This is a genomic window from Mycetocola sp. Y444 (genome assembly GCF_059445295.1).
Genome location: NZ_JCAIUB010000003.1, coordinates 487,758 through 510,908, shown reverse-complemented (window position 1 = coordinate 510,908; position 23,151 = coordinate 487,758). Strand labels below are relative to the sequence as shown.

26 protein-coding genes are annotated in these 23,151 nt (G+C 66.5%); 10 read left to right on the top strand and 16 right to left on the bottom strand.

Annotated features, from left to right (window positions below):
- Positions 1–47 precede the first annotated feature (47 nt).
- A complete protein-coding gene (locus AC1C2M_RS13935) occupies positions 48–758 on the top strand; it encodes a TetR/AcrR family transcriptional regulator (protein WP_495437173.1) in 711 nt (236 codons plus the stop codon).
- A gap of 180 nt (positions 759–938) precedes the next feature.
- Here AC1C2M_RS13935 and AC1C2M_RS13930 read toward each other — a convergent pair whose 3' ends face one another.
- The gene (locus AC1C2M_RS13930) at positions 939–1,730 is read right to left on the bottom strand and encodes a siderophore-interacting protein (protein ID WP_495437172.1); all 792 of its coding nucleotides are present in this window, start codon (positions 1,728–1,730) and stop codon (positions 939–941) included.
- Between the two features lie 128 nt (positions 1,731–1,858).
- Here AC1C2M_RS13930 and AC1C2M_RS13925 point away from each other — a divergent pair, with 128 nt between their 5' ends.
- The 6 genes from AC1C2M_RS13925 to AC1C2M_RS13900 all read left to right on the top strand — a co-directional run bounded on the left by AC1C2M_RS13925 (position 1,859) and on the right by AC1C2M_RS13900 (position 7,380).
- Positions 1,859–2,812 carry a siderophore ABC transporter substrate-binding protein gene (locus AC1C2M_RS13925; protein ID WP_495437171.1) on the top strand — a complete coding sequence of 318 codons (954 nt, stop codon included), beginning with the start codon at positions 1,859–1,861 and terminating at the stop codon, positions 2,810–2,812.
- A gap of 50 nt (positions 2,813–2,862) precedes the next feature.
- The gene (locus AC1C2M_RS13920) at positions 2,863–3,882 is read left to right on the top strand and encodes an ABC transporter permease (protein WP_495437170.1); all 1,020 of its coding nucleotides are present in this window, start codon (positions 2,863–2,865) and stop codon (positions 3,880–3,882) included.
- Entirely contained in the window at positions 3,872–4,873 is a 1,002-nt protein-coding gene (locus tag AC1C2M_RS13915) for an iron chelate uptake ABC transporter family permease subunit (RefSeq protein ID WP_495433476.1), read from the top strand. The genes AC1C2M_RS13920 and AC1C2M_RS13915 overlap by 11 nt, the downstream gene beginning before the upstream one ends.
- Positions 4,870–5,628 (top strand): iron ABC transporter ATP-binding protein, encoded by a 759-nt coding sequence (locus AC1C2M_RS13910; RefSeq protein WP_495437168.1) that lies wholly within the window; start codon positions 4,870–4,872, stop codon positions 5,626–5,628. Before AC1C2M_RS13915 ends, AC1C2M_RS13910 begins: the two co-directional genes overlap by 4 nt.
- A gap of 161 nt (positions 5,629–5,789) precedes the next feature.
- Positions 5,790–6,782: a Gfo/Idh/MocA family protein gene (locus tag AC1C2M_RS13905; RefSeq protein WP_495437166.1), complete on the top strand. Its 993-nt coding sequence runs from the start codon at positions 5,790–5,792 to the stop codon at positions 6,780–6,782.
- A 178-nt stretch (positions 6,783–6,960) separates the two neighbouring features.
- A complete protein-coding gene (locus AC1C2M_RS13900; protein WP_495433472.1) occupies positions 6,961–7,380 on the top strand; it encodes a pilus assembly protein CpaE in 420 nt (139 codons plus the stop codon).
- Between the two features lie 106 nt (positions 7,381–7,486).
- Here the strand turns inward: AC1C2M_RS13900 and AC1C2M_RS13895 are convergent, their stop codons facing one another.
- From AC1C2M_RS13895 to AC1C2M_RS13830, 14 genes are all read right to left on the bottom strand, one after another.
- Positions 7,487–10,045: an ATP-dependent Clp protease ATP-binding subunit gene (locus AC1C2M_RS13895; protein ID WP_483406248.1), complete on the bottom strand. Its 2,559-nt coding sequence runs from the start codon at positions 10,043–10,045 to the stop codon at positions 7,487–7,489.
- Between the two features lie 105 nt (positions 10,046–10,150).
- Positions 10,151–11,053, bottom strand: coding sequence for a ComEA family DNA-binding protein (locus AC1C2M_RS13890; protein WP_495437164.1), 903 nt, complete (start codon positions 11,051–11,053; stop codon positions 10,151–10,153).
- A gap of 6 nt (positions 11,054–11,059) precedes the next feature.
- Complete coding sequence (locus tag AC1C2M_RS13885) at positions 11,060–11,557, bottom strand: hypothetical protein (RefSeq protein ID WP_495437162.1); 498 nt, start codon at positions 11,555–11,557, stop codon at positions 11,060–11,062.
- Entirely contained in the window at positions 11,554–12,294 is a 741-nt protein-coding gene (locus AC1C2M_RS13880) for a 4Fe-4S single cluster domain-containing protein (RefSeq protein ID WP_495437161.1), read from the bottom strand. Before AC1C2M_RS13880 ends, AC1C2M_RS13885 begins: the two co-directional genes overlap by 4 nt.
- Positions 12,291–12,503 carry a DUF2997 domain-containing protein gene (locus tag AC1C2M_RS13875; RefSeq protein WP_495437159.1) on the bottom strand — a complete coding sequence of 71 codons (213 nt, stop codon included), beginning with the start codon at positions 12,501–12,503 and terminating at the stop codon, positions 12,291–12,293. The genes AC1C2M_RS13880 and AC1C2M_RS13875 overlap by 4 nt, the downstream gene beginning before the upstream one ends.
- Before the next feature lie 48 nt (positions 12,504–12,551).
- Positions 12,552–14,180, bottom strand: coding sequence for an AAA family ATPase (locus AC1C2M_RS13870; RefSeq protein WP_495437158.1), 1,629 nt, complete (start codon positions 14,178–14,180; stop codon positions 12,552–12,554).
- Positions 14,177–15,043 carry a hypothetical protein gene (locus tag AC1C2M_RS13865; RefSeq protein WP_495437157.1) on the bottom strand — a complete coding sequence of 289 codons (867 nt, stop codon included), beginning with the start codon at positions 15,041–15,043 and terminating at the stop codon, positions 14,177–14,179. Before AC1C2M_RS13865 ends, AC1C2M_RS13870 begins: the two co-directional genes overlap by 4 nt.
- Before the next feature lie 102 nt (positions 15,044–15,145).
- A complete protein-coding gene (locus AC1C2M_RS13860; protein WP_495433464.1) occupies positions 15,146–15,913 on the bottom strand; it encodes an SGNH/GDSL hydrolase family protein in 768 nt (255 codons plus the stop codon).
- Between the two features lie 535 nt (positions 15,914–16,448).
- On the bottom strand, positions 16,449–17,132 hold the full coding sequence (locus AC1C2M_RS13855) for an NAD(P)H-hydrate epimerase (RefSeq protein WP_483406256.1): 684 nt from the start codon (positions 17,130–17,132) through the stop codon (positions 16,449–16,451).
- Positions 17,129–17,485 (bottom strand): UBP-type zinc finger domain-containing protein, encoded by a 357-nt coding sequence (locus tag AC1C2M_RS13850; RefSeq protein WP_495437155.1) that lies wholly within the window; start codon positions 17,483–17,485, stop codon positions 17,129–17,131. Before AC1C2M_RS13850 ends, AC1C2M_RS13855 begins: the two co-directional genes overlap by 4 nt.
- A gap of 114 nt (positions 17,486–17,599) precedes the next feature.
- Complete coding sequence (locus AC1C2M_RS13845) at positions 17,600–18,448, bottom strand: DUF1206 domain-containing protein (protein ID WP_483406258.1); 849 nt, start codon at positions 18,446–18,448, stop codon at positions 17,600–17,602.
- 81 nt (positions 18,449–18,529) lie between these two features.
- A complete protein-coding gene (locus AC1C2M_RS13840) occupies positions 18,530–19,312 on the bottom strand; it encodes an alpha/beta fold hydrolase (protein ID WP_495437153.1) in 783 nt (260 codons plus the stop codon).
- A gap of 39 nt (positions 19,313–19,351) precedes the next feature.
- On the bottom strand, positions 19,352–20,470 hold the full coding sequence (locus tag AC1C2M_RS13835; RefSeq protein WP_495437151.1) for a YihY/virulence factor BrkB family protein: 1,119 nt from the start codon (positions 20,468–20,470) through the stop codon (positions 19,352–19,354).
- A gap of 110 nt (positions 20,471–20,580) precedes the next feature.
- Positions 20,581–21,303, bottom strand: coding sequence for an SRPBCC family protein (locus AC1C2M_RS13830; protein ID WP_495437150.1), 723 nt, complete (start codon positions 21,301–21,303; stop codon positions 20,581–20,583).
- A gap of 161 nt (positions 21,304–21,464) precedes the next feature.
- Between AC1C2M_RS13830 and AC1C2M_RS13825 the strand changes: the two genes are divergently transcribed.
- From AC1C2M_RS13825 to AC1C2M_RS13815, 3 genes are read left to right on the top strand one after another with little or no spacing between them, the layout of a single operon-like run.
- Positions 21,465–21,800: an ArsR/SmtB family transcription factor gene (locus AC1C2M_RS13825; RefSeq protein ID WP_495437148.1), complete on the top strand. Its 336-nt coding sequence runs from the start codon at positions 21,465–21,467 to the stop codon at positions 21,798–21,800.
- The gene (locus AC1C2M_RS13820) at positions 21,797–22,270 is read left to right on the top strand and encodes an SRPBCC family protein (RefSeq protein ID WP_495437146.1); all 474 of its coding nucleotides are present in this window, start codon (positions 21,797–21,799) and stop codon (positions 22,268–22,270) included. The genes AC1C2M_RS13825 and AC1C2M_RS13820 overlap by 4 nt, the downstream gene beginning before the upstream one ends.
- Entirely contained in the window at positions 22,263–22,622 is a 360-nt protein-coding gene (locus tag AC1C2M_RS13815) for an iron chaperone (RefSeq protein WP_483406264.1), read from the top strand. The genes AC1C2M_RS13820 and AC1C2M_RS13815 overlap by 8 nt, the downstream gene beginning before the upstream one ends.
- 57 nt (positions 22,623–22,679) lie before the next feature.
- On the opposite strand, the gene AC1C2M_RS13810 is transcribed toward AC1C2M_RS13815, so the two are convergent.
- Entirely contained in the window at positions 22,680–23,057 is a 378-nt protein-coding gene (locus AC1C2M_RS13810; protein WP_483406265.1) for a DUF7715 family protein, read from the bottom strand.
- Positions 23,058–23,151: the final 94 nt, after the last annotated feature.

Sequence of the window (23,151 nt, the reverse complement as noted above, 5' to 3'; positions counted from 1 at the left end):
CCGGTCGAGGGGTATGTGTCCATGGCATCCCGGCCTAGGCTGTGTAAATGTTGGGCCACGACAGATCGGACACCCCGCCTCAGGCAGTGCGCGAGCGCCTCGCCGACGCGGCCTACCCGCTGCTCGACGAAGCGGGCGTCCATGAGACTGGCATCCACGACACGGCCGAAACGCAAGGCCGACGGGCATCCGGAGTATCGGCAGACGACCGCGAATTCTCGCTGAACGACGACGTCACCGGGGCCGCGAAGGGCGGACCGGAGTGGACATTCGGAATCGTCACGGCCGGCGCGCAACGGCGCGGAACGACCCCCGAGAGCAGGTTGCTCGCCATTTTCGATGTCTTCGACGAGTGGTTTACGCGCGACGACCACGAGGCGCAGACGTTCATCAGCGTGCTTCTCGACATGGAGCCGGCTCACTCGTCGGGGCGGGTCAGCATCATCCACCTCGACCGCATCCGGCTGTTCGTCCTCAGCCTCGCCCGCCAGGCGGGTCTCGTCGATGTCGAGGAGTTCGCGCTCTCGTGGCACATCCTGATGAAGGGCGCGATCCTCAATGCTGCCGGCGGCGACACACGCGCTGCCACCCGGTCCCGCGAGATGGGGCGCGACCTCATCGCCAGGTTCTCTCCCGGCAGCATCCGCGCGGAGCGGGCAAGCGACGCCTACGACGACGTTGACTGGGAAGTCGAGGATGCCGTGACCGCGCGTCGGCCACGCGTCGACTCCAGCATGTCGTTTGAGGACTACCACTGAGTCGAGCGGTGCGGTGCTCCCGGGCGGCCGCACCGCCGAGCGCGGCAGATGCATGCTCGCGCTACAGAAGCTTCTGCAGCCTGAGGATGGATGTGCAGCGCTCGAGCCTGAGCCCGTGCCTGAGCCCGCGCTTGAGCCCGCGCCTGAGCCCGCGCTTGAGCCCGCGGATGCCACGACGGCTCAGTGCGGGGCGTGGTACTCGGCTTCCCCGCGCTTCCAGTAGCCCTTGACGACCGCCGTCGCCGGATCGAGGCCCCACCGGTCGAAGAACAGGGCGCGCCCGGGCTTCATCACCGACTGCTCGGCGGCGATGAACGCGAAGATATCCCCGGCGGGCCGGTCTGCTTCGGTGAGAGCGTCGAGGGCCAGGCCGAGTGTCGAGCCCTCCTCGGCCCGCCCGCGATGCACCCAGCGCACCTGAACCCCGTCCGGGGTTGCGAGATTCTGCTCACTCGCGGCACCCGGGACTTCGACGACGACCTGGCCAACGGCATCCGCCGTCATCGCGCCAATGAAGCGCTTGATCGCCGGGAGGGCTGATTCGTCGCCGGCGAGGAACCAGCCGTCGGGCGCGCCGTCGAGCACGAGCGACCCTCGCGGGCCGCCGATCCCGACGGTGGCGCCGACCGGAGCGGTTGCCGCCCACGGGCCCGCGACCCCGGCATCGCCGTGGAGCACGAACTCAAGATCGAGGATCCCTGCCTCGGCATCCCACGACAACGGGGTGTATTCACGACTGATCCCGACGGAGCGGACCGCGGCAGGATCAAGGCCGGCGAGGGCATCCGGCGCACTCTCGCGGTTGGGGAAGAAGACGCGAATGTGGTCGTCCGAGCCGAGCGATCCGAAGCCGCGGAGATCGGCACCCTCGAACCTGAGACGGATATAAGACGACGTCAACCACTCACGGCGGGTCAGGCGGGCGGTGCGAAAGACAAGCTCGCGGGGTGAGCGGGTGAGCGAGAAGGTCATGGCACTCCGAGGTCGACAGACTGAATACTTTTAGGTTAGCCTAACCTACAGAACGCCTCCCGGCTCCGAGCCGCCTCGGGCTTCCCACCGGCCGAACGGCCCATCCCCCCACGAACTGGAGTTCTCCAATGACCCATGCCCGCACGCGCATTTTCTCGCTCGGCGTCCTCGCTCTCTCCGGCGCTCTTGCCCTCTCCGGGTGCGCATCCGCTCCGGCCGAACCGGCGCCGACGAAGGCCGCGGCCACCGAGATCGATGTCGAGCACGTGCAGGGAACCACCGAGGTTCCGCTGAACCCCGAGTCCGTCATTACCTTCGACATGGCCTCCCTCGACACGCTCGACGCGCTCGGCGTGAAGGTCGACGGGCTGCCGCAGCAGAACGTTCCCGAGTACCTCAGCGAGTACGCGGGCGAGGAGTACCTCAACGCCGGCACGCTGTTCGAGCCGGATTACGAAGCCGTCAACGCGGCCGAGCCCGACCTCATCATCGTCGCGAACCGCTCCGCTGCGGCGTACGAGGAACTCAGCAAGATTGCCCCGACGATCGACCTCACCCTCGACTGGGAGAACTACCTCCCGAGCTTCCGCACCAACGTTGAGACCCTCGCCAGCATCTTCGAGAAGGAGGACGAGGCCACCACGGCTCTCGAAGAGATCGACTCGAAGATCGACGAGGCGAAGGAACAGGCAACGGATGCCGGCACCGGCCTGATCGTGATGACCAACGCCGGTGAGATCACCGCCTACGGCAGCGGTTCGCGGTTCGGCTGGCTGCACGACGAGCTCGGCCTGACGCCGGCCATCGACGACGTCGAGGCCGCGACCCACGGTGACCCGGTCTCTCCTGAGTTCATCCTCGAGACCAACCCGGACTGGCTGCTCGTCATCGACCGTGACGCCGCGGTCGGCGAGAGCGGTTCGACAGCGCAGCAGGTGCTCGACAACGAGGTCATCGCTGGGACCACCGCGTGGCAGAACGACCAGGTCCTCTACCTCGACAGTGTTCCGTTCTACGTTGTCATGAGCGGTCTTGGCGCGGTCAACCAGATGGTCGACCAGATCACGGACGGCCTGAAGTAATTTCCGCTCCGACCGGCACCGAAGCGCCCTCCTCGACCGGGGGCGCTTCGGTGCGCCAGAAATCGGTGGTCCGGAAATTCGGGCGCACGGCCTCCCGGCACCGATCGGCGCTCCTGCTGACCGGCGCCGGCATCGCCGTCATACTGCTCGCGGCGCTCAGCACCTTCATCGGCGTGAGCGATGTTTCGCCACTGAGCCTTCTCGAGGGCGGGCCCGACGGCAAGGCCGCTCAACTGCTCGTCGTGAGCCGCCTCCCCCGCACCCTCGCTCTCGTGCTCACCGGCATCGCCATGTCGATCGTTGGCCTCATCATGCAGATGCTCGTCCGCAACAAGTTCGTCGAGCCGTCAACAACCGGAACCGCGGAATCTGCTGCGCTCGGCCTGCTCGTCGTCACGATTTTCGCGCCGACCCTGCCGCTCTTCGGCAAGATGGTCGTCGCCGCGATCTTCGCCCTCGCCGGCACCGGGCTGTTTCTGCTGATCCTGCGCCGTATCCCGGTGCGCTCGATCGTGCTCGTGCCGCTCGTCGGCATCATGCTCGGTGGGGTGATCGGCGCCGTCACCACCTTCTTCGCGTACCGGCTTGACCTGCTGCAGACGCTCGGCACCTGGATGACCGGCGACTTCTCCGGCATCCTCCGCGGACGGTATGAGCTGCTCTGGCTCGCCCTCGCAATGACGGCGATCGCCTGGATTGCCGCCGACCGGTTCACCGTCGTTGGCCTCGGCCAGGAGTTCACCACCAACCTCGGCCTGCACTACGGCCGCGTGCTCGCGCTCGGCCTCACCATCGTCTCCGTCGTCACCGCGATCGTGATCGTGACCGCTGGCGTCATCCCCTTCCTCGGGCTCATCGTGCCCAATATCGTGAGTATCGCCAGAGGCGACAACGTGCGCCGCTCCATCCCGTGGGTCGCGATGCTCGGCGCGGGCTTCGTGCTCGCCTGCGACATCATCGGTCGCATGCTCCGGTTCCCCTACGAGATCCCGCTGGGCATCGTCGTCGGCGTGATCGGCTCTGTGCTGTTCCTCTACCTGCTGCTGCGGAGGCCGTCCCGTGCCCACTGACACCCTCGCCCCGAGCCGAACCGACACGGTTCTCGCCTACACCCGTCGTCCGGGCGTGCGACTCTGGATCCTCGCGGTCCTGGCTGCGGCATCCGTCGTCGTCTTTCTCACGGTTGGCATCACGGGCAGCTGGGACTTCGCGGTGCCGTTTCGGGCCCGCAAGGTTTACGCCATGGTGCTCGTCGCGTTCGCGATCGGGGTGTCGACTGTGCTGTTCCAGACCATCACGGACAACCGCATTCTCACGCCGTCGATCATGGGTTTCGACTCGCTCTACCTGCTGATCCAGACGCTCGTCGTGTTCGTATTCGGTGCATCCGCGCTCGCGACCGCTGACGAGCAGGTGAAGTGGGTGGTCGAGGTCGCGGTCATGGTGGCGTTCTCGACGCTGCTGTTTCGCTGGATCTTCGCGGGCGCCAAACGCAGCATCTACCTGCTCGTTCTCGTCGGAATCGTCTTCGGCACGCTCTTTCGCAGCCTCTCGTCGATGATGCAGCGGATGCTTGATCCAGCGTCGTTCGCGGTGCTCGCGGATGCCTCCTTCGCCAGTTTCAACGCGGTCGACGTCGAACTCATGCTGCTGGCGGCGATCGCAATCCTGCTGGTCAGTCTCGTGGGGATCCGGATGATGCGGGTGTTCGACGTGATCGGACTCGGGGAGAGCCACGCGATCGGGCTGGGTGTGAACCATCGCCGGGTCGTGACGGTCATGCTTGTGCTCATCGCCGTGCTCGTTTCGGTGTCGACCGCACTGGTCGGACCGATCACCTTCTTCGGGCTGATTGTGTCGAACCTGGCCTACACGCTGCTCGGCTCGTCGCGGCACGCGCTCGTGCTGCCGGCGACGGTACTGCTCGGTGTGATCTGCCTCGTCGGCGGGCAATTCATTCTTGAGCACGTGTTTGCGCTGGACACGGCGCTGAGCGTCGTGATCGAGTTTGCCGGCGGCATCCTGTTTCTAGTTCTGCTGTTGAAAAGAGGAGTGCGATGATCTCGATCTCGCGAGTGACGAAACGATACGGCCGGCAGGCGGTCGTCGATGACGTGTCGCTCGAGCTCGGCGGGTGCGGGGTGACGTCGATCATCGGGCCCAACGGGGCCGGCAAGTCCACGTTGCTCTCGATGATCGGGCGGCTGCTCCCGGTCGACAACGGGTCCATCTCGATCGACGGGCTCGACGTGAAAACGACGTCGGGGTCGGTGCTCGCGACGAAGGTCGCGGTGTTGAGGCAGGACAACCACCTCGCTGCGCGACTGACCGTGCAGGATCTCGTGTCATTTGGGCGTTACCCGTACTCGAAGGGCCGGCTCACCACCGTCGACCGCGATGCGATCGCCCGTGCGATCGGCTACCTCGACCTGACCCCGTTCGTGGACCGGTTCCTCGACGAGCTGTCCGGCGGGCAGCGGCAGCGCGCGTTCATCGCGATGGTCATCGCTCAGGACACCGACTATGTGCTGCTCGACGAGCCGCTCAACAACCTCGACCTGCGGCACGCCGTCGAGATTATGAAGCTGCTGCGGACCGCGGCCGATGACATGGGCAAGCGCATCGTGCTTGTGATGCATGACATCAACTTCGCGTCGGTGTACTCCGACGAGATTGTCGCAATGCGCGACGGCAGGGTGGTGCTGCACGGTTCGTCAGAGTCCGTCATGCGGTCGGAGGTGCTCAGCTCGATTTACGACGTCGACATCGATGTGCGGGAGGTCGACGGGGAGCGGATCGGGTACTACTACCGGTAGACGGCCCGCACCAGCCACAATGGGACCAGCCCGCACCCCGGTACATCACCGAGCGCGGCAGATGCATGCCCGCGCTACAGAAGCTTCTGCAGCGTGAGCATGGATGTGCAGCGCTCGAGCACGTGCCCGTGCCGCACCCGAGCCGCACCCGAGAGGATCCCGTGACCACCATCGCGATCGTCGGCGCCGGCTACATGGGCCGCACCCACGCGGCCGCATTCGCCGCGCTCGGCCACGCCGACGACATCGCGTACGTCTGCAGCCCGACGGCCGTTACCCTCGCCGACGCCCCGAACGCGCAGTACGTCTCGGACCTCGGCATCGTGCTCGCCGACCCCGCCGTCGACGTCGTCTCGATCTGCACCCCGACCCCCACCCACAGGGACATCGCGGTGCGAGCACTGGGAGCCGGCAAACACGTGCTGCTCGAGAAGCCCATCGCCCTCTCGATTCCCGACGCGCTCGCGATCACCGCCGCGGCCCGCCTGAGCGGCCGCATCCTCATGGTCGCCCACGTCGTCCGGTTCTTCGAGGGCTACCGTCGCGCCCGCGCCGACGTCGGGGCGGGCCTGATTGGCACGGTGCTCTCGGCGCGCGCCCGACGGCTCATCACCAAACCGGGCCCGGGCTGGTGGCACGACGACGCAAAGTCGGGCGGAGCGGTCGTCGACGTCGGCATTCACGACTTCGACCAGCTCAACCTCTTTCTCGGCACACCGATCGCCGTCACGGCCCGCGCACGCGACGCACTCGGCCCGATCGAGACCACCGTCGACTACGAGTCGGGTGCTCTCGGCCAGGTGCTGACCTTCGCCGACCTGCCCGACGGCGCACCGTTCACCACGGGACTTGAGCTTCTCGGCAACGACGGGCTGCTCGACTACGATTTCGCAGCGGATGCCGCCACCGCGTCGACACCGGACTCGGGCGTCAACTCGTATCGGCTGGCCACACCCAGCGGCAGCGCAACCGACACCCTGTCGAGGCTCGATCACTACACCCGGCAGGCGGAGTACTTCCTCGAGTGCGTCCGAAACGGGAACGACCCCGTGTTCTGCCCGACGGCATCCGCAGTTCTCGCGCTCGACGTCGCACTCGCCGCCCGCCAGTCGCTTCTCAGCGGCGAGACGGTGCTGCTCGAGGCGCGCGCCTGACGCCCGCCACGCGCTGGAACGAGTTCGCCACGCGAAATCCGTCGTTCCAGTCGCGCGATTACGTCGTATGAACCGCTATTCGACGTAATCGCGCAACCGGAAGCGGCAATCGAACGGATGCCGAGGCGCGCGTTCGCACATTCACCCAATACTCACCAACGAGTGCCACGATGCATCCATGACCGTCACGACGACCTCCCGCGAACTGGCCCAGCAGCTCCGCGATGCCGGGCTCGGCTGGATCCCGGAATCGGGCGACCAGTTCTGCCTCGACGCCGCAGAATTCGACGGCGAAGTGTTCACGGTGAGCGACATGACCATCGAGCCGCACGACTACGATTCGGGCACGATCCTCGGCTTCAACGGAACCACCGAGTGGGCGCTCGACTCGGTCGCCCTCGAGAACACCCTCTGGCTGCCGCGCGAGGACCAGCTGCGCGAACTGCTCGGCTCCACGTTCAGCTTCCTGCTGCGGGTCGACGACATGTACGCCGTCGAGATCGACCGCGGCGGTGAGACGTTGCGATTCGACGCGGCGACGGTTCCGGATGCCTATGCGCTCGCGGTCCTCGGAGTGCTCAGCGCGCAGACCGCCTGACGCGAGCGGCGGCATCCGCTCGCCCCAAGCGCAGGCACACGGCATCCGTTCGCAGGCACAAAAAAGACCGCCACCGCAATGCGGTGGCGGTCTTTTTCAGACGTACTTACGCGGCCAACTGGGCCTCGAACGCCCTGGACGCGACGGAGAGCTCATCTCCGGCGACGCCCACTTCGATGATCGAGCCGGCGGGAAGCTCGGCGTCGACCATGAGCCCGGCGATCCGGTCGTCAACCTCGCGCTGGATGAGCCTGCGCAGCGGGCGAGCACCGAACTCGGGCTCGTACCCGTGCGTCGCGATCCAGTCGACGGCACCATCGCTGACACTCAGCGTCAGGCCCTGCGCGGCGAGCCGCTCCGTGGTCTTCGCGAGCATCAGGCGAACGATCTCGTGCAGCTGCTCGGGGGTGAGCTTCTGGAAGAGAACGATCTCGTCGATCCGGTTGAGGAACTCGGGACGCATCGCCTCACGCAGCTTGCCCATCACCCTGTCGCGCAGTGCCTTCTCCGATCCGAAGCCTGTGCTGTCGTTGGCAGCATCGGCGACGAAACCGAGGGCGCCGCTGCGGCTCGCGAGGAACTCGGAACCGATGTTCGACGTCATGATGATGACCGTGTTGCGGAAGTCGACGGTGCGACCCTGCCCATCGGTCAGACGCCCGTCGTCGAGCACCTGCAGGAGCAGGTTGAACACGTCGGGGTGCGCCTTCTCGATCTCGTCGAGGAGAACGACCGAGTACGGGTTGCGACGAACCCGTTCGGTGAGCTGGCCGGCCTCGTCGTAACCGACGTAGCCCGGAGGAGCACCGACGAGTCGCGACACTGTGTGCCGCTCGCCGAACTCGCTCATATCGAAGCGAACCATGGCCGAGTCGTCACCGAACAGCGAGAAGGCGAGGGCCTTCGCGAGTTCGGTCTTGCCGACACCGGTCGGGCCGAGGAACAGGAAACTGCCCACTGGGCGGTTCGGGTCCCCCATCCCCGTTCGGTTGCGGCGCACGGCCTTCGCGATCGACGTGACGGCGTCATCCTGGCCGATCACCCGCTGGTGCAACTCGGCCTCGAGGTGACCCAGGCGCTGCCGGTCACTCTGCGTGATCCGGTGTGCCGGGATCCCCGTCGCACGCGAAATGATTTCCGCGATCTGGCCTTCGTCGATAACCGTGTCGACAACGGATGCCGTCCCTGACGATTCCGCAGACGCGATTCGCTTGGTCAGCTCCTCGATTTCGTCGCGGATGCGGGAGGCCTCCTCGTACTTCTCGGCGGCGACAGCCGTGTTCTTCGACGCTTCGAGAACTGCAAGCTGTGCGTGCAGTTCACTCGTGTCGACGACGGGGCCGCGGCGAAGACGCAACCGTGCGCCGGCCTGGTCGATCAGGTCGATCGCCTTGTCCGGCAGGAACCTGTCGGTGACATACCGGGCGGACAGGTCGACGGCGGCCTTGAGGGCCTCGTCGGTGTAGGTCACACCGTGGAACTCCTCGTAGCTTCCGCGCAGCCCCTGAAGGATGCGCTCAGCGTCTTCGACACTGGGCTCGTCGACGTGAACGGGCTGGAAGCGACGTTCGAGAGCCGAGTCCTTCTCGATGCGGCGGTACTCCTTGAGCGTCGTCGCACCGATGAGGTGCAGGTCGCCGCGGGCGAGTCGCGGCTTGAGGATGTTTCCGGCATCCATCCCGCCGCTCTCTCCCCCGCCGCCGGCACCGACAACGGTGTGCAGCTCGTCGAGGAAGATGATCAGCTCGCCCTTGTGCGCGGTGATCTCGTCGACGAGCTTCGTGAGTCGCTCCTCGAAGTCTCCGCGGTAGCGGGTGCCACCGACCATCGACGCAAGGTCGAGCGAGATGAGTCGCTTGTCCTCGAGCAGGCTCGGCACTTCGTGGTCGACGATCGCTCGCGCGATTCCCTCGACAACAGCGGTCTTACCGACGCCGGCTTCACCGATCAACACTGGGTTGTTCTTGGTGCGACGCGAGAGGATCTCGAGGGTCTGCGCGATTTCGTCAGCCCGACCGATCACCGGGTCGAGTTCGCCGTTCCGGGCGAGCTCGGTGAGGTCGGTGCCGAACTGGTCGAGCATCGGGGTGTCGCTCGAGGCTGCGCCGTTCGGCTGGGCCATCGGCTGCCCGGTGCGGGCTGCCTCGTGAACGGCCTGCAGCGACTGCGGGGTGACGCCGAAGGACGTCAGCAACTGGCCGGCGATGGCCTCCTGGTTGACGACGAACGCAAAGAAGAGGTGTTCGGGGTCGATGTAGGTCGAACCAAAAGCACGGGCCACCTGGTGGGCGTCGAGCAGGGCTCGTTGCGCGGCCGACGTGAGCGAGGGAGCGGCCGAGGTCGACCCGTCACTCTTGTCGGGAAGTCGTTGTTCTGCGGCATCAGCGAGAGCGGCCGGATCGGTACCGATGGCACGGAGAGTGTCCGCGATCGGGGCCGTCTCGACGAGCACGCGGAGAATGTGCAGCGCGTCGACTTCGGTGTGGCCGTGCGCGATCGCGAATCGGGCCGCCTCAGCGAGCACTGCGTGGGTTCGCCGGCTGAGCAGCCTGGTCATGTCGACGCTGCGTCCCGACTGTGCGGAGCGCTGTCCCTGCAGATAACGAGCGAGGAACTCGTCGAACGATTCGCTGCCGGAGCCGGCAGGACCGAAGAATGTAGGCAATGCAACCTCCTGTTACGTGAGTAATGATCACTCAACTTAACGCTGGGGTGGCCTGCCTATTCCCATGCTGGGAGAAACCTGAGTCGATGGCACTCAAGTTTGAAATCAGTAGTCGACGCGGCGTCCAAACGTCCTCGGCGCTCGGGGCCGCGGGGAACAGAACGCCTCGCCGCGAAGCCGGGCGATCTCGTGAGGCTGAAGCCCGGCGGTTGCCGCGAAATCCTCGAGGGAGACGAAGCCCTTCCGCCTCGTCCGTTCGGCGGCGGCCGCCTTGGCGCGTCCGCGATCCATGCCAGTGAGCTTGGCGAGAGCCCGGTGGTTGGCCGTGTTCACGTCCACAAGTTCGACCTCGGTCGGCCCGGCTTGAGCGGCGGGAGACGAACCCCGGTCAAGCGTGCCCGCTGGCCGCGCAGGTTGAGCTGTACGAGCCGACGACGCGGCGGATTCTGCACGCGCTCGAGCTGTCGCTTTCGCGGCGCGCCGTTCGGCCCAGGTCGGACGCTTTCGGGGCGGCGCGGCCACCGAGTCGTCGACGTAATCCGACCGAGACGCGCCACGCGCCCCGAGAACTCCATCGAGTTCCTTCGGGACCTCGGCTCGCCGCGAGCCGGCCGGGTTCGGATCGGTGAGAGATGAAGCCTTCATCGGGAAGCCGAAGATGGTGAGCCTGTTCTCGTGGCGGCTCCAGAGGAGGAGCAGCCAGGACTGGTTCACCGCGAGGCCGTGCGCGAGAGCAACGAGGGTCAGACTGCCCTGCGCCACGTGACCGGCAACGCCCTCGAGGTTGTGCACAACGACCGCGGCCACCGCGTAGAACACCGCGGAAATCCACCAGGCGGTCCGTCGACCGATGCCGGCGATGATCGCGAAACCGAGCCATGACAGCCCGGCGCCCGGCGGAATCAGCAGGATCAGCCACGCGCTCGCGACGAAACGCCAGGTCAGCGACGGGCCCTCAACGGGAACGGGTGTCCGCGTCCTGCTCCTCTTCGCCTCGGCGTTGGTCATCGTTGGTTACGCGCCCGTCCGGACGTTGAGCACCATGGTGACGGTGTCATCCGTCTCCCGGGTTTCCGAGACCAGGTCGAACCCGGCATCGAGGGCTCGAAGCCGGATCTTCTCGGCAACCGCGTGTTGCACCCCCTGAGCGTACGCAGCGTCGAGCCGCTGCAACAGGTCGGTTGCACTCGCGACGGTCACCTCACGCGCGTCACTCTCCACGTGCGCTTCCCATACCGCATCGTCGGTGAGCGTCATGGTCAACGCGACGCCATCTATATCAGCGGTGACCCGCGACCGCGAGACGTCGACGCCGGTCGCGCCAAGGCTCCTGAGGGCGTCGGCGAGGAGGGTGCTGTCTTTCATCCGGGTGCGCACGCGGATCTCCGGCGCGGGCCGACCCGCGGCGGAGGCGTCGGTCTTCGCCGTAGCGACAGCGCCGAGCGCGCCAACGCCACCTGCCGCCGCGGCAGCGGCCAGGGCGATGGGGAGGAGGACCAGGGTGACACTCATGCGCGTCTCGCTTTCGTTCCGGGCCGGTCCTGTCGCGGACCGAGGTCATGCAGTAGTTCTTCGAGCGCCGAGGCATCCGCCCAGCCGTTCACATCGATGCGACCGTCGCGGGAGATCCGGATCTCAAGCCGGTCGAGCCCACCATCGCGCTCGATGGCAGCGACCTCGTCGGCGTAGGCCGTGGTGAGGGCACGGATGCCCTGGTTGGTGCTGCCGAGCCACGGCCGCACGCTGTCCGGCGAATCGCGCAGGTAAGGCCCGTCGATGAGCAGGTCGGTGGCGGCGAGCAGCCGGGCGATGTCCTCGCGTTCGGTCGCCCAGTCGGTGAGCAGCTCGAGCGTGTAGCCGCTGAACGTCATCACGGTGAGTCCGGCGGCCCGAAACGCTTCGGCAATCACGGCGAGCGCGGCGGCCTGGTCGAAGGGTTCGCCGCCGAGAAGGGTGATTCCCTCAACGCCCGCACTGGCGGCATCCGTCACGAAACGTGTGGCCAGGTCCGCCGTGTTCTCGACGGTCCCGCCGATCTCTGCCCAGAGGTGGGGGTTGAAGCAGCCGGGGCAGCGCACGCTGCAGCCCTGCACCCAGAGCGCCGAGCGCAGGCCGGGGCCCTCGGCCGTCGTTGCGGACAGAAACCGCGACCAGCGCAGCTCCTCCCCCGACCGAGACACAGGCTCGACGGTGCCGAGCTGCGCTCTCGCTCCCGCACTCCGCATCCGCGGCGTGGCGAGCAGGGTCATCGGGCGCCGTCCCAGTTGTTCGTCGCCGTCTCCTGCTGCGCGGCGACCTGCGCGTACGCCTCGGTGAACGACGACGACGTGGTCTCGGCGTCGAGCAGATTCTCGAGCACCGCGATGTAGTCGAGGCATTCGTCGCCGTACATCCCGATGGTTTCGGCGTGCACGGTGCCGTCCGGCCGGACCTGCACGATGAGCTGCTTGTCTGTCATTCGTCGTCCTCGAGATCGAAACTAGTGAAACGGATGCCGTCAGCCGGCTTAGAAGTCAACGGTGCGTCCGCCGCGTCGGCTCGACAGCCCGGAACCGAGCGAGTCGCCAGCACCGACGAGTGCGTCTTCGTTGGCGTCGATGTCTTCGCTGCCGGTTGCCCGCACGGCGCGGACCTCGGCCCACGCCCGGATCGCCTGCACTTCCTCCGCCTGCGTCACGGCGAGCGGGATCATGTTGGTGATCGCCTCGGTGAGGTCGTCGAGGGTGGCCTGGCGGCGCTCGGCGAACGCTTCGTACAGGGCGACGACGACGGCCTGCTCAATCTCGGCACCCGAGTAGTTCTCGCTGACGGCGACGAGGGCGTCAACGGCCCGGGACCCCATGGCGGCGAGGCCGTTGCCGTCTGTGGCATTGGAAGCGAGCTGGATGCTCCAGATGGCCCGGCGTTCGACGGCGGTCGGCAGGTCGACGAAGAAGATCTCGTCGAACCGCCCCTTGCGCATGAACTCGGGCGGCAACGAGTCGATGTTGTTCGCCGTCGCGACAACGAACACCGGATGCTTCTTCTCCTGCATCCAGGTCAGGAAGTATCCGAAGACCCGCGCGGTGGTGCCGGAGTCGCCGGTGCCCGTCGTGTTCGAGAAGCCCTTTTCGATCTCATCGACCCAGAGGATGCAGGGGGAAACCGCCTCGGCGGTCGCGAGCGCCTGGCGCAGGTTCTGTTCGGACGATCCGACGAGCCCGGAGAAGATGCGGCCGATGTCGAGTCTCAACAGCGGGAGGCCCCACGATGCGGCCATGGCCTTGGCGGTGAGCGACTTGCCACACCCGGGAACGCCGGTGATGAGCACACCCTTGGGCGCGGGAAGCCCGAACTCCTCGGCCTCGGCGAGCCAGGATCCGTTGCGCCTCGAGAGCCAGCGTTTGAGGTTATTGAGTCCGCCGACACTGTCGAGGTCGAGTGCCTTCGTGACGAAGTCGAGCAGGCCTGACTTGCTGACGATCTGGCGCTTCTCGTCGAGCACGACGGTGATGTCACTCGCGGTGAGGTGCCCGTCGTCGACCATCGCGCGGGCGAACGCGTTCTCCGCCTCGCTCATCGTGAGGCCGCGCGCCGCCTGGACGAGACTCTCGAGGGTCCTGGCGTCAGCCTCCACCCGGATCCTGCCGCCACCTGACGTGTTGTTCTCGATCATGGCGTCGAGCATCGCGGCCAGCTCTGTCGTGTTCGGCAGCGGGAATTCGAGCAGGTGCGCGAGCTTGTCCAGCTCGGGTGGGATGGCGCGAACCGGTGCCGTCACGATCAACGCGCGGGCGGCATCCGCGTGCCGTAATTCGAGGACCGTCTCGCGAACCTTGCGGACGATGACGGGGTCGCCTGGCCGCTGTTCGGTACCGAAGTAGGCGTGCAGGTCGCAGAACACGAAGACGGCGTTCTCGGGCACGGTGATGATGTGATCGAGCGCCCGGGCGGGCGCTGTCGTGTTGTTGATGCTCTTGCCGTCCGGTCCGATGAGACCGACGGCGCTTGTCCATGTCCAGACGTCGCGGGGGCGGCGAAGAGCCTGGGCGGCGCGGGTGATCTCCTCGAGGGCGCGCACTTCCTCACTCGTCTCGATGTACAGAAGCGGCAGGCGTGCCTTGAACGCCTGGTCGAGCGTCTGAACGAAACTCATGGTGTTCCTCTCGTGGAGCGGGATGCTGGTTCGGCGGGTTCTGCGGGCGGGGTGGCCGGGGTGTCCGACGGCGGCGGGGTCGACTGCTCCGGGGAGTCGCTCGCCAGCTCGTCGATGTCGACGGTCCAGACGCCGCGTTCCGCGTCAGACTCGATGCTGAAGAAGACCGAGTCGGCGGGATCCCACGACAGCCGTTCGCTGACCTCTCCCGAGTCGATGATGGGCTGGTCCCGGTCGCTGCCGGGGGTCTGAATCGTGACGAAAAAGACGCCGGCGCCCGCGTGCTCGAACCGGGCGCTGACCGCATCGCCCCGGTAGATGAGCAATTGGTCGCCCTTGCCCGAGGCGTAACCGTCGGTGATCTCCCGGACATCGGCGGGGGCAAGCGTGAAACTCCACTCGCCTTCGGTGCGAACCCAGAGCTCGAGGTCAGCCTCCGCCGGAAGCACGAACGCCTCGTCGTCTGGCTCGTACATATACGCGACATTGTCGGGGTAATACCGGTCGTTGGCAGGCTGGTCGAGGTCTTCCGGTCGCGTCACGAACAGGTCAACGTATTCGCCGGCTTCGAGCTGCACCGTGAGGGGGTCGCCATTGTGCTCCTCGAGCGGGATACGGATGACACCGCTGCCATCGCCCGAGTACACGTTCCCGTCCGCCTCGAAAACCGGCGGGTTCTCGGCATCCCACGGGTACTCGTCTTCACCGAGAACGGCGAACCCGTCGTCACCTAAACCGATGTTCTCATAGGTGTTGAGCGCGCTGACGAACAGGAGAACAGATCCGAAGACCCAGAGCGCGACGGAAAATGAACGGATGCGACGGCGGGCGGAACTCGACACGGTGACGTCTCTCAGACTCACGATGCGATCCCTCCCCCGGCGTGGCGCGACGTCCCCAAGACTAGTAGGAGGCGCGCGGATTCCGGGGCAGTTCTGATGGGCAGAGCTGCCCATTAACCGGGGTCAGTCGACGGGCAGAAGGGTGGCCCGCTTCGGCTCCCGCCCGTCGCCGGACGACCGCCCAGTGACGCGGCGGCCGATCCACGGCAGGACGAACTCGCGGTAGTACGCCGCGGTGTTGCGGGAGCGGGGACCCGAGGCCGCTGCCGCGACCTCGTCGACGCCCCACTCCGGCGGAACTGGGACGCCGAGGGCGGTGAGTACGTTGGATGCGACACGGGCATGGCCGAGTGCGTTCAGGTGCAGCTTGTCTGGCGACCAGTACCGGATGTCGGTGAGCGTCTCATCTGCCCAGTTGTTGACGATCGTGACGCGAGGGTCTTTCAGTGCCGCGAAGACGGCATCCGCCAGCTGGTCACCGCGCTTCTGCATCAGGCCGCCCATCGGGAGGTGCCTGGACGGGTTTGCGCCGGCGAGGACGACAATCGAAAGGTCGGGCTCCTGGAGGGCGCGATCGACGAGTTTGACCGTCTCGTCGACGACCCAGTCGATGGCAACGCGCGGCCGCATGATGTCGTTGCCGCCACCGTTGAAGCTGATCAGGTCGGGCTTCAGGGCGAGGGCTGGTTCGAGTTGCTCGGCGATGATCGGGCCGAGTTTGCGCCCGCGGATCGCGAGGTTGGCGTAGCCGATTGGTTCGTGTGCCGCGGCCTGCAGCCCGAGTGCAACGAAGTCCGCCCAGCCTCGCACGCGGCCGTCAGGCAGTTCGTCGCCGACGCCCTCGGTGAAGCTGTCGCCGAGGGCGACATAACGGAAGTATCGAGCGGTCATTGGGTCACTCCGAACGGATGCCGTTCGCACCGGATGCGCGGACGGACACATTCCATTATCACCGCCGCCGTCGCGGGCTCCAGAGGCGCACGCCCCACGTGCACTGTGGAGACACGGTACAGGTGCGGGCTCAGCCGTCGCACATGCCGGGTTCCGCGTGGATAACCCGACATTCGCGACCGATGAGGGCCACCACCGCGCAACCATTCGACTCATCCGTCGCACATGCCGGGTTCTCCACCGGAAACCCGACCCCGTGACGGATGAACGCGCCCCGCGACACCGGCCCAGGCCCGTCCGTCGCAGATGCCAGGCTCCGGGTGGATAACTCGACATTCGCGACCGATGAGGGCCGCCGCCGCGCGACCATTCGACTCATCCGTCGCACATGCCGGGTTCTCCACCGGAAACCCGACCCCCGTGACGGATGAACGCGCCCCGCGACACCGGCCCAGGCCCGTCCGTCGCAGATGCCAGGTTTTGCACGCACAACCCGACAGGTGTGCCGGACGAACCCGCGGCATCACGCGGGGCGTCACGCCTCGGGCGCCAGCCGCGCCAGCTCGGGACCCAGCCCGATGTCGACGACCACGATCCGGCCCGCGTAATCGGCGGCCGGACGGATCAGCAGCCCGGTCTTGCACGCTCCGAACGTGACGGTCAGGTCGGCGTGCAGCACCGTCGGGTCCGGCACCGTGCCGTCATCGGGGTGCACGCCGCTCGGCAGGTCCACCGCCACCACGACGGGCGGGCGCTTGCTGGCCAGTACCGGCAGGATCGCGGCGACGAGCTCCCTGGCCCGCCCGCGCAGCGCGGGGCTGTCGCTCGTTCCGGTGCCGAGGATGCCATCGACCACCACGTCGGATTTTCTGGCGACGGATGCCACGGCATCCGTGTCGATATCGGCCGACAGCATCCGCGCGCCCGCGTCGAGAACGGCCGCGCGGCCTTCGTCGTGCATCCGATCGGCGGTGGGCAGGACGGTGACATCGACCCCGGCCGCGGCGAGTTCGGCACCGGCGAAGAGGGCGTCGCCGCCGTTGTTGCCAGGGCCGACGAGCAGGAGAACTCGCCCGGGGCGGTCGGGAGGAAGGAGCAGCCACAACTCACGGGCGAGCGCGGCGGCGGCTCTCTGCATCAGTGGAACGCCGGCGGCGAGGAGCGGAGCTTCGGCCGCCCTGATCTGCGCGGCGGTATACGCGGCGGGTGCAGCGCTCACCGCTCGGCACCGAGCAGTTCACGCCAGTTCGGGGGAACCAGCGACGCGGGGCCAGGAACCGGCTGCCCGGCGGGATGGCTCGTCGGTTCGGCGAGCGCCGGTCCACGCACATACGTCTCGTCGGTGTAGCTCCAGAACCAGTCCTCGCCCGGTTCGAAACTCTGGATGATGGGATGCCCGGACTGGGCGTAGTGCGCCGTCGCATGCTTCGCGAGGGAGTCGTCGCAGCATCCGACGTGGCCACACTCCGCACAACGACGCAGGTGCAACCACCAGCCGCCGTTCGCTTCGCAGTCCACGCACCCCGTCGTGGTCGGTGCTGCCCCTGGGTTGATTCCGTCACTGTCGGTCATGGCGTGTCACCTCCCGCTCGGATGGAGCCTACTCCGCGGGCCCCGGCGACGGTACTGTACGGGGGCTGTGACGGGGGCTGTGACCGGCGCTGCGAGCGACGCTAGCGACTTGCCCTACAGCCGAGCGAACCGGGCCCGCGCGAAGCAGTACACACCGTAGGCAATGAGGCCGAGCGCCACGACGGTCAGGATCACCGGTCCGAGCGGCAGCTCGGCCAGGGATTTGAGGGCGCCGTCCAGACCTGTCGCTTCACTGGCATCCGCGGTGAATCCGGCGACACAGAACAGGATGCCGACAACCGCGATGGCGATGCCCTTCGCGATGTAACCGGTCTGGCCAAGCACGGTGACCGTTCGACCGGTCTTGCCCGACGGCGCGGTGATGTCTTCGAGGAACTTCTTACGGGCGCCCTTCACGACGAAGTACACGCCGACGGCGAGAACACCGAGTCCGAGCAACACCACGAGGATGACGCCGCCCGGTGTCGCCAGGAGCGTCGCGGTGAGGCCCTGCGTTTGGCCTGAACTGCTGCTGCCGCCTCCGGTCGCCACACTGAATGCTGAGAAGCCGATGGCGAGGTACGCGATCGCCTTGCCGCCTTCCTTCGCGCGCTCGGCCCAGGCATCCTTGTCGCTGCCACGCACCAGCACGGTTTCCAGCACCTGGAACAGTCCGAGAGCCCAGAGGCCGATCGTCACGGTCCAGAGCAGGAAGGTACCGCCCGGAGACGACGCCAGACCACTGAGCGCCCCGCCCTGGTCTGCCTCGCCGCCAGCGCCGAACGCGACACTGAGGGCGATGCCGCCGATGAGGATGTGCAGGAGGCCGTTGACCGCAAAGCCGCCGCGGGCCATCAGCTGGAAGGCGTGGTTGTCCTGAAGCCGGGATGCAGCCGAGCGTGCCGATCCGGACGAGTGGCCGCTGGGTGAGGCGGAGGACGATGACGCTGCGCGAGAAGACATGGCTTTTACCCTAGGGGCGACCACCGCTTCGGCGACAAAATAGCGACCCCCTTGCACTCGGGGCCGTCAGTCTCTACCGCGTCAGCTCGCGGTGAGGAATGCCAGGGCCGCGCTGCGGAAATCCTTCGACGTCGGTGCGTTGAAGTGGTTCCTGCCGGGGATCTCGAAGAAGGTGCCGTTCGGCGCCGACGCCGCGAGGGTGCGGGATTTCTCGAGGATCGCATCCTCACTGCCCGTCGCGAACAACACAGGCTGCTGCGGCGGATTCGCCGGGTCGGGCTGCGCGCCGCCGCGCATCCCCTCGACGAGCGAGATCAGCGCGGCGAGATCGTTGCCACGGATGCCGCTCGCTATCGACACGTAGGCTCCCGTGAGTTTGTCGGTGGGTGCGGTTCCGGTCTCGAGGCATTCACGAGCCTCATCGATGCGGAACCGGGTCAGCGGGTCGCCGTCGGGGATCCCGCCGAGAACAGCGCGGGTAATCCGGTGGGGAAGGTCGAGGCACGCCTGCCAGCCCACCCTGGCGCCGAGTGAGTAGCCGACGAAGAGTGCTTCATCGATGAGGAAGGTGTCGAGTACATCGAGCAGATCGTCGACGAGCAGCGGCATCGAGTACGCCTCGGGCGAGTGCGGCTTGCTGCTCGCGCCGTGCCCGCGCTGGTCGATCGCGAGCACACGGAATCCGGCACGGCTGAGCACACGGGTCCACCCGGCGTGGTGCCAGTTGAGCAGTCCCCCCGAGGCGAAACCGTGCACGAGGACAACCGGCGGCCCAGCGGGATCGCCGAACTCATAGGTTGCGATCCGGATGTTGTCCCTGGCGAGAACGAAGCGGGGGTCCGGCGATTCGGGCAGCAAGGGCATGCTCCCATTATCGCCGGACCCCCGGTTGGTTCCTTTTCGTCAGCTGCGGCGGTCGTTCCGCGACTCCGACCCCGGAGCGGACTGCGACTCGCCCTGTGTCTCACGCAGCTTACGGCCGCGCTCGATGTCGTCTTTTTCCTTCTCGAGCTTCTTCTCGCTCGCTTTGGTGTCGCGCGGCGGAAGCTGCAGCGAATCCTCGGCCTCGATTCCGCCCTGGAGCTGGCGACCCCGCTCCATTTCAGCATCGAACTCTGCTCCGAACAGCAGCGACAGGTTCATCAGCCAGAGCCAAAGCAGCATGATGATGACGCCGGCAATGCTTCCGTAGGTGGCCTGGTAGTTCGAGAAGTTCGACACGTAGAAGAAGAAGGCGACCGTTGCGATTGCCATGACGAGCAGGGCAATGAACGCGCCGAGCGTCATCCACTTGAACTTCGGCTGCTTCACATTGGGGGTGCCGTAGTAGAGGACGGCGACCATGATGATCGCGAGAATCGCGATGATTGGCCACTTGGCGATGTTCCAGACGGTCACCGCAACGTCGCCGAGCCCGATCACATCGCCAATTGCCTTGGCGATCGGACCGGAGATGATCAGCAGGAGGATGATCACGACAGCGATGACGAGAAGCACGACGGTGATCAGCAGGATCACGGGGCGCAGCTTCCAGAACGGCCGACCCTCGTCGACTTCGTACACCTGGTTCATTGCCTGGCTGAAGGCATTCACGTAACCCGAGGCCGACCAGATCGCACCGAGGAGACCGATGACGAGCGCCAGTCCGGCACCCGGTGCACTCGCGAGTTGCTCGATCGGTCCGCGCAGGGTCTCGGCCGTCGACTCGGATCCGGCGGTCTCGATGATCTGCAGCAGCAGCTTGGTTGTCTCACCGGCCTCGCCGAACAGGCCGATCAGCGAGATCAGCGCGAGCAGCGCGGGGAAGATCGCCAAGACGGCGTAGTAGGTCAGAGCGGCGGCGAGGGTGGTGCACTTGTCACGGCCGAACTCGCGGAGCGTTCGCTTGAACACGTATCCCCACGACGGCTTCTTCACGTCGCTGGGGTCGTCTGGCTTACGCGAGTCATTCGGGTCTGGAGCGTTCTGCTCCTTCGCGACGCTGTCCTCGCGGCCCTTGCTCGGGTTGTCTTTGGTACTCATGTGTTGCCCCTTCGAATCGGCCGTTCACACGGTCGGTACTCAAGGTTGGCTGAGCAACCCGCCTGAGGCCAGAGGGTCGACGGATGCCGTCGGCAAAGTTATAGTGCCGGTCACCGCCCGCGTGGCTCGCGACCGTCCGCCTCTCCGGAGACCGCCGCGACCAGGCGATCGAGCGTCAGTTCCCAGTTCTCTTCGACGCCGGACTCAGCCCACGCCCGCGCTTGCTGGGCAGTGAGGTGGTCGGGCAACGCGAGGGAAAAGACCATGTCTGTCCCGGCATCCGCTCCGCTGTCCGTTCCCGGGGCCGCGCCGCTATCGGGAGTGCTGTCGGTGGATCTGTCGGCAGCTCTGTCCGCACTACGGGCTGCACCGCTGTCGGCACTCTCTCCGCTGTCGTCCGCGCGGCGGGTGACGTCCGCGGCATCCGACCGGTCAGCGTCTGCGTCTGCGTCTGCGTCTGCGTCTGCGTCTGCGTCAGAGTCAGAGTCACCCAGGATGACCGTGACAAGTGGGACATCGCCGAGTTGGCTCATCGTGATCTCCGGCCACCCGCCAACGGCGCCCCACGAGAACACGAGCCTGTCGACCGGCGAGATTTCGCGGTAGATCCCGCCGGTCACGTACCTCGTGAACTCATCGATGACCATCTGCTGCCGCCACGCACCGCCCACTCGAAGATCGATATCGATGGGCTCGGTCGGCAGCGGAGCCGTGTCGTTATAGAACCAGCCGAGGTGAGCCGGGTCTGTCCAGGCCCGGAATACCGCGGTGCGCGGGGCGTCGACGTGGCAGACCAGCGTGAATCCCCGGTGCAGCTCGTATGTTGCGATCATGGTCGTACTCCTTGCGGGCGGATGGTGCTCGAACGCCGCCTCATTCAAGAGAACGCTCCGGCACACCGGCCGTCAACCCATAGACACTTGGGCTTTTCCGCCTCCAGATTCGACGCTCGGTTCTCTTGTGGACTGCTCGATGCCGACCTACACTGAACCACATGGTTCACGATGCAGTTCTCGACCGGGCGTTCTCCGCTCTCTCAGACACCACCCGTCGCTCGATCCTCACCCGGCTCGGTGAGGGACCAGCGACGATCGGCGAACTCGCTGAACCCGCGGGCATGACGCTGACCGGCATGAAGAAGCACGTCCAGGTGCTTGAAGACGCCGGACTCGTCTCGACCGAAAAAGTCGGGCGCACACGACAGGTCCGACTCGGAACCGAACGACTGGACGACGCCATGGCGTGGATCGGCTTCTACCAGCGGCTCTGGGAGCGTCGACTCGACGGCCTGGACGCCTACTTCACGCTCCAGAAGGGAACAGAGAAATGACTGAACAACCTGGCACCACCGACACCATCGGACTGCGGATCACGCGCTTCCTTCCCGCGACCCCCGATCAGGTCTTCGACGCCTATACGGACGCCGAGAAGCAGAAGATCTGGTTCAGCATTCTTGACGAGAAGCCAGGAGTCGTCGACATCCACGTCGACTTGCGGGTCGGCGGAAAGCAGACCGCCGTGTGGGGTCCTGATGCCGACACCCTCTTCCACGAGACGCAGACGTTCCTCGAGATCGACCGCCCGCACCGGCTCGTGACGGAGTCGACCGGCGGCGGACCGGACGGGTCGGCGATGACCACCCGCATCGAGGTCACCTTCGACGCCCAGGACGACGGATGCCTCGTCACCGTCGTGCAGACCGGATTCCCGGTCGTCGAGGTACGCGACTTCTTCAGCCGGGAAGTGTGGAACGGTGCGTTTGCGCGCATCGAAGCGTACCTGCGAGCCCAGCATGTCTAGCCCGGCCACCGTCGACGAGTACATCGCCGGCTTTCCGGCCGAGCGTCAGGTCGTGCTCCAGAACATCCGGGAGGCGATTCACCGGGGCGTGCCTCACGCCGATGAGAAGATCCGTTACGGGATGCCGGCGATCATGCTGGGCGGGCGCTACGCCATCCACTTCGCGGGCTGGAAGAAACACATCGGTCTGTATCCGGTGCCGCGCTTCGACGAGTCCCTCGAAGCCGAGGTGGCGCCCCACCGCAGCGAGAAAGACTCGGTGACCTTTCCGTGGGAATCGCCAGCGCCGCTGGCTCTGATCGAGCGGGTGGCCGCCGCCATCGCGCGCAAAGCACCGGGCGGCTCTCCGTAACGCCCGCAGCCGGCGGTCCGCTCACGGTCAGTAGCCGGTGCCGCGTTCAGCCGACGGTCAGTACCCGGAACCGCGTTCCTGCAGAAACGCGTACCCGTCGCGCCGACCGACCACTGACCCCACTGGCCACCGATTGGCGGTGAAGCGCGAGTCACGCACCATCTGGTCCGCGTAACCGTCGCGGCCGCACTCGCGGCAGCATCCGCTCACCACAATTTTCCGGAATTCCCTGACGTCGAGAAACGGCAGGTCGGCGATCACGGCCTGCGTCGTCAGTCGCCCGGACGCAGCGCCGATGAACGAGAAGCCGCCAACACAATCCCTGACGTCGCACGAACACGGGCCGGGGTCGATCACCAGCTCACCCTCGATCGCCAGTGAGTTGATGCTGCCGTCGGGGCCCTCGATTACGGGTGGTGCCACAAGTACCTTCATGATGTCCTCCATCGAATTGGATAGGTTCATCCGGCACACTTCAGGTATAGAACGCCCCACCGACATCGCCGCGAGGGCGGATGCGGGCGCGGGG

Excerpts from the sequence above, each read along its gene's own strand:
- AC1C2M_RS13835 (WP_495437151.1), bottom strand. The coding sequence starts at position 20,470 with ATGAGTACCAAAGACAACCCGAGCAAGGGCCGCGAGGACAGCGTCGCG.
- AC1C2M_RS13830 (WP_495437150.1), bottom strand. The coding sequence starts at position 21,303 with ATGATCGCAACATACGAGCTGCACCGGGGATTCACGCTGGTCTGCCAC.
- AC1C2M_RS13930 (WP_495437172.1), bottom strand. The coding sequence starts at position 1,730 with ATGACCTTCTCGCTCACCCGCTCACCCCGCGAGCTTGTCTTTCGCACC.
- AC1C2M_RS13870 (WP_495437158.1), bottom strand. The coding sequence starts at position 14,180 with ATGAGTTTCGTTCAGACGCTCGACCAGGCGTTCAAGGCACGCCTGCCG.
- AC1C2M_RS13840 (WP_495437153.1), bottom strand. The coding sequence starts at position 19,312 with ATGCCCTTGCTGCCCGAATCGCCGGACCCCCGCTTCGTTCTCGCCAGG.
- AC1C2M_RS13810 (WP_483406265.1), bottom strand. The coding sequence starts at position 23,057 with ATGAAGGTACTTGTGGCACCACCCGTAATCGAGGGCCCCGACGGCAGC.
- AC1C2M_RS13860 (WP_495433464.1), bottom strand. The coding sequence starts at position 15,913 with ATGACCGCTCGATACTTCCGTTATGTCGCCCTCGGCGACAGCTTCACC.
- AC1C2M_RS13875 (WP_495437159.1), bottom strand. The coding sequence starts at position 12,503 with ATGACAGACAAGCAGCTCATCGTGCAGGTCCGGCCGGACGGCACCGTG.
- AC1C2M_RS13935 (WP_495437173.1), top strand. The coding sequence starts at position 48 with ATGTTGGGCCACGACAGATCGGACACCCCGCCTCAGGCAGTGCGCGAG.
- AC1C2M_RS13850 (WP_495437155.1), bottom strand. The coding sequence starts at position 17,485 with ATGACCGACAGTGACGGAATCAACCCAGGGGCAGCACCGACCACGACG.
- AC1C2M_RS13820 (WP_495437146.1), top strand. The coding sequence starts at position 21,797 with ATGACTGAACAACCTGGCACCACCGACACCATCGGACTGCGGATCACG.
- AC1C2M_RS13825 (WP_495437148.1), top strand. The coding sequence starts at position 21,465 with ATGGTTCACGATGCAGTTCTCGACCGGGCGTTCTCCGCTCTCTCAGAC.
- AC1C2M_RS13890 (WP_495437164.1), bottom strand. The coding sequence starts at position 11,053 with ATGACCAACGCCGAGGCGAAGAGGAGCAGGACGCGGACACCCGTTCCC.
- AC1C2M_RS13880 (WP_495437161.1), bottom strand. The coding sequence starts at position 12,294 with ATGACCCTGCTCGCCACGCCGCGGATGCGGAGTGCGGGAGCGAGAGCG.
- AC1C2M_RS13925 (WP_495437171.1), top strand. The coding sequence starts at position 1,859 with ATGACCCATGCCCGCACGCGCATTTTCTCGCTCGGCGTCCTCGCTCTC.
- AC1C2M_RS13885 (WP_495437162.1), bottom strand. The coding sequence starts at position 11,557 with ATGAGTGTCACCCTGGTCCTCCTCCCCATCGCCCTGGCCGCTGCCGCG.
- AC1C2M_RS13845 (WP_483406258.1), bottom strand. The coding sequence starts at position 18,448 with ATGTCTTCTCGCGCAGCGTCATCGTCCTCCGCCTCACCCAGCGGCCAC.
- AC1C2M_RS13910 (WP_495437168.1), top strand. The coding sequence starts at position 4,870 with ATGATCTCGATCTCGCGAGTGACGAAACGATACGGCCGGCAGGCGGTC.
- AC1C2M_RS13900 (WP_495433472.1), top strand. The coding sequence starts at position 6,961 with ATGACCGTCACGACGACCTCCCGCGAACTGGCCCAGCAGCTCCGCGAT.
- AC1C2M_RS13815 (WP_483406264.1), top strand. The coding sequence starts at position 22,263 with ATGTCTAGCCCGGCCACCGTCGACGAGTACATCGCCGGCTTTCCGGCC.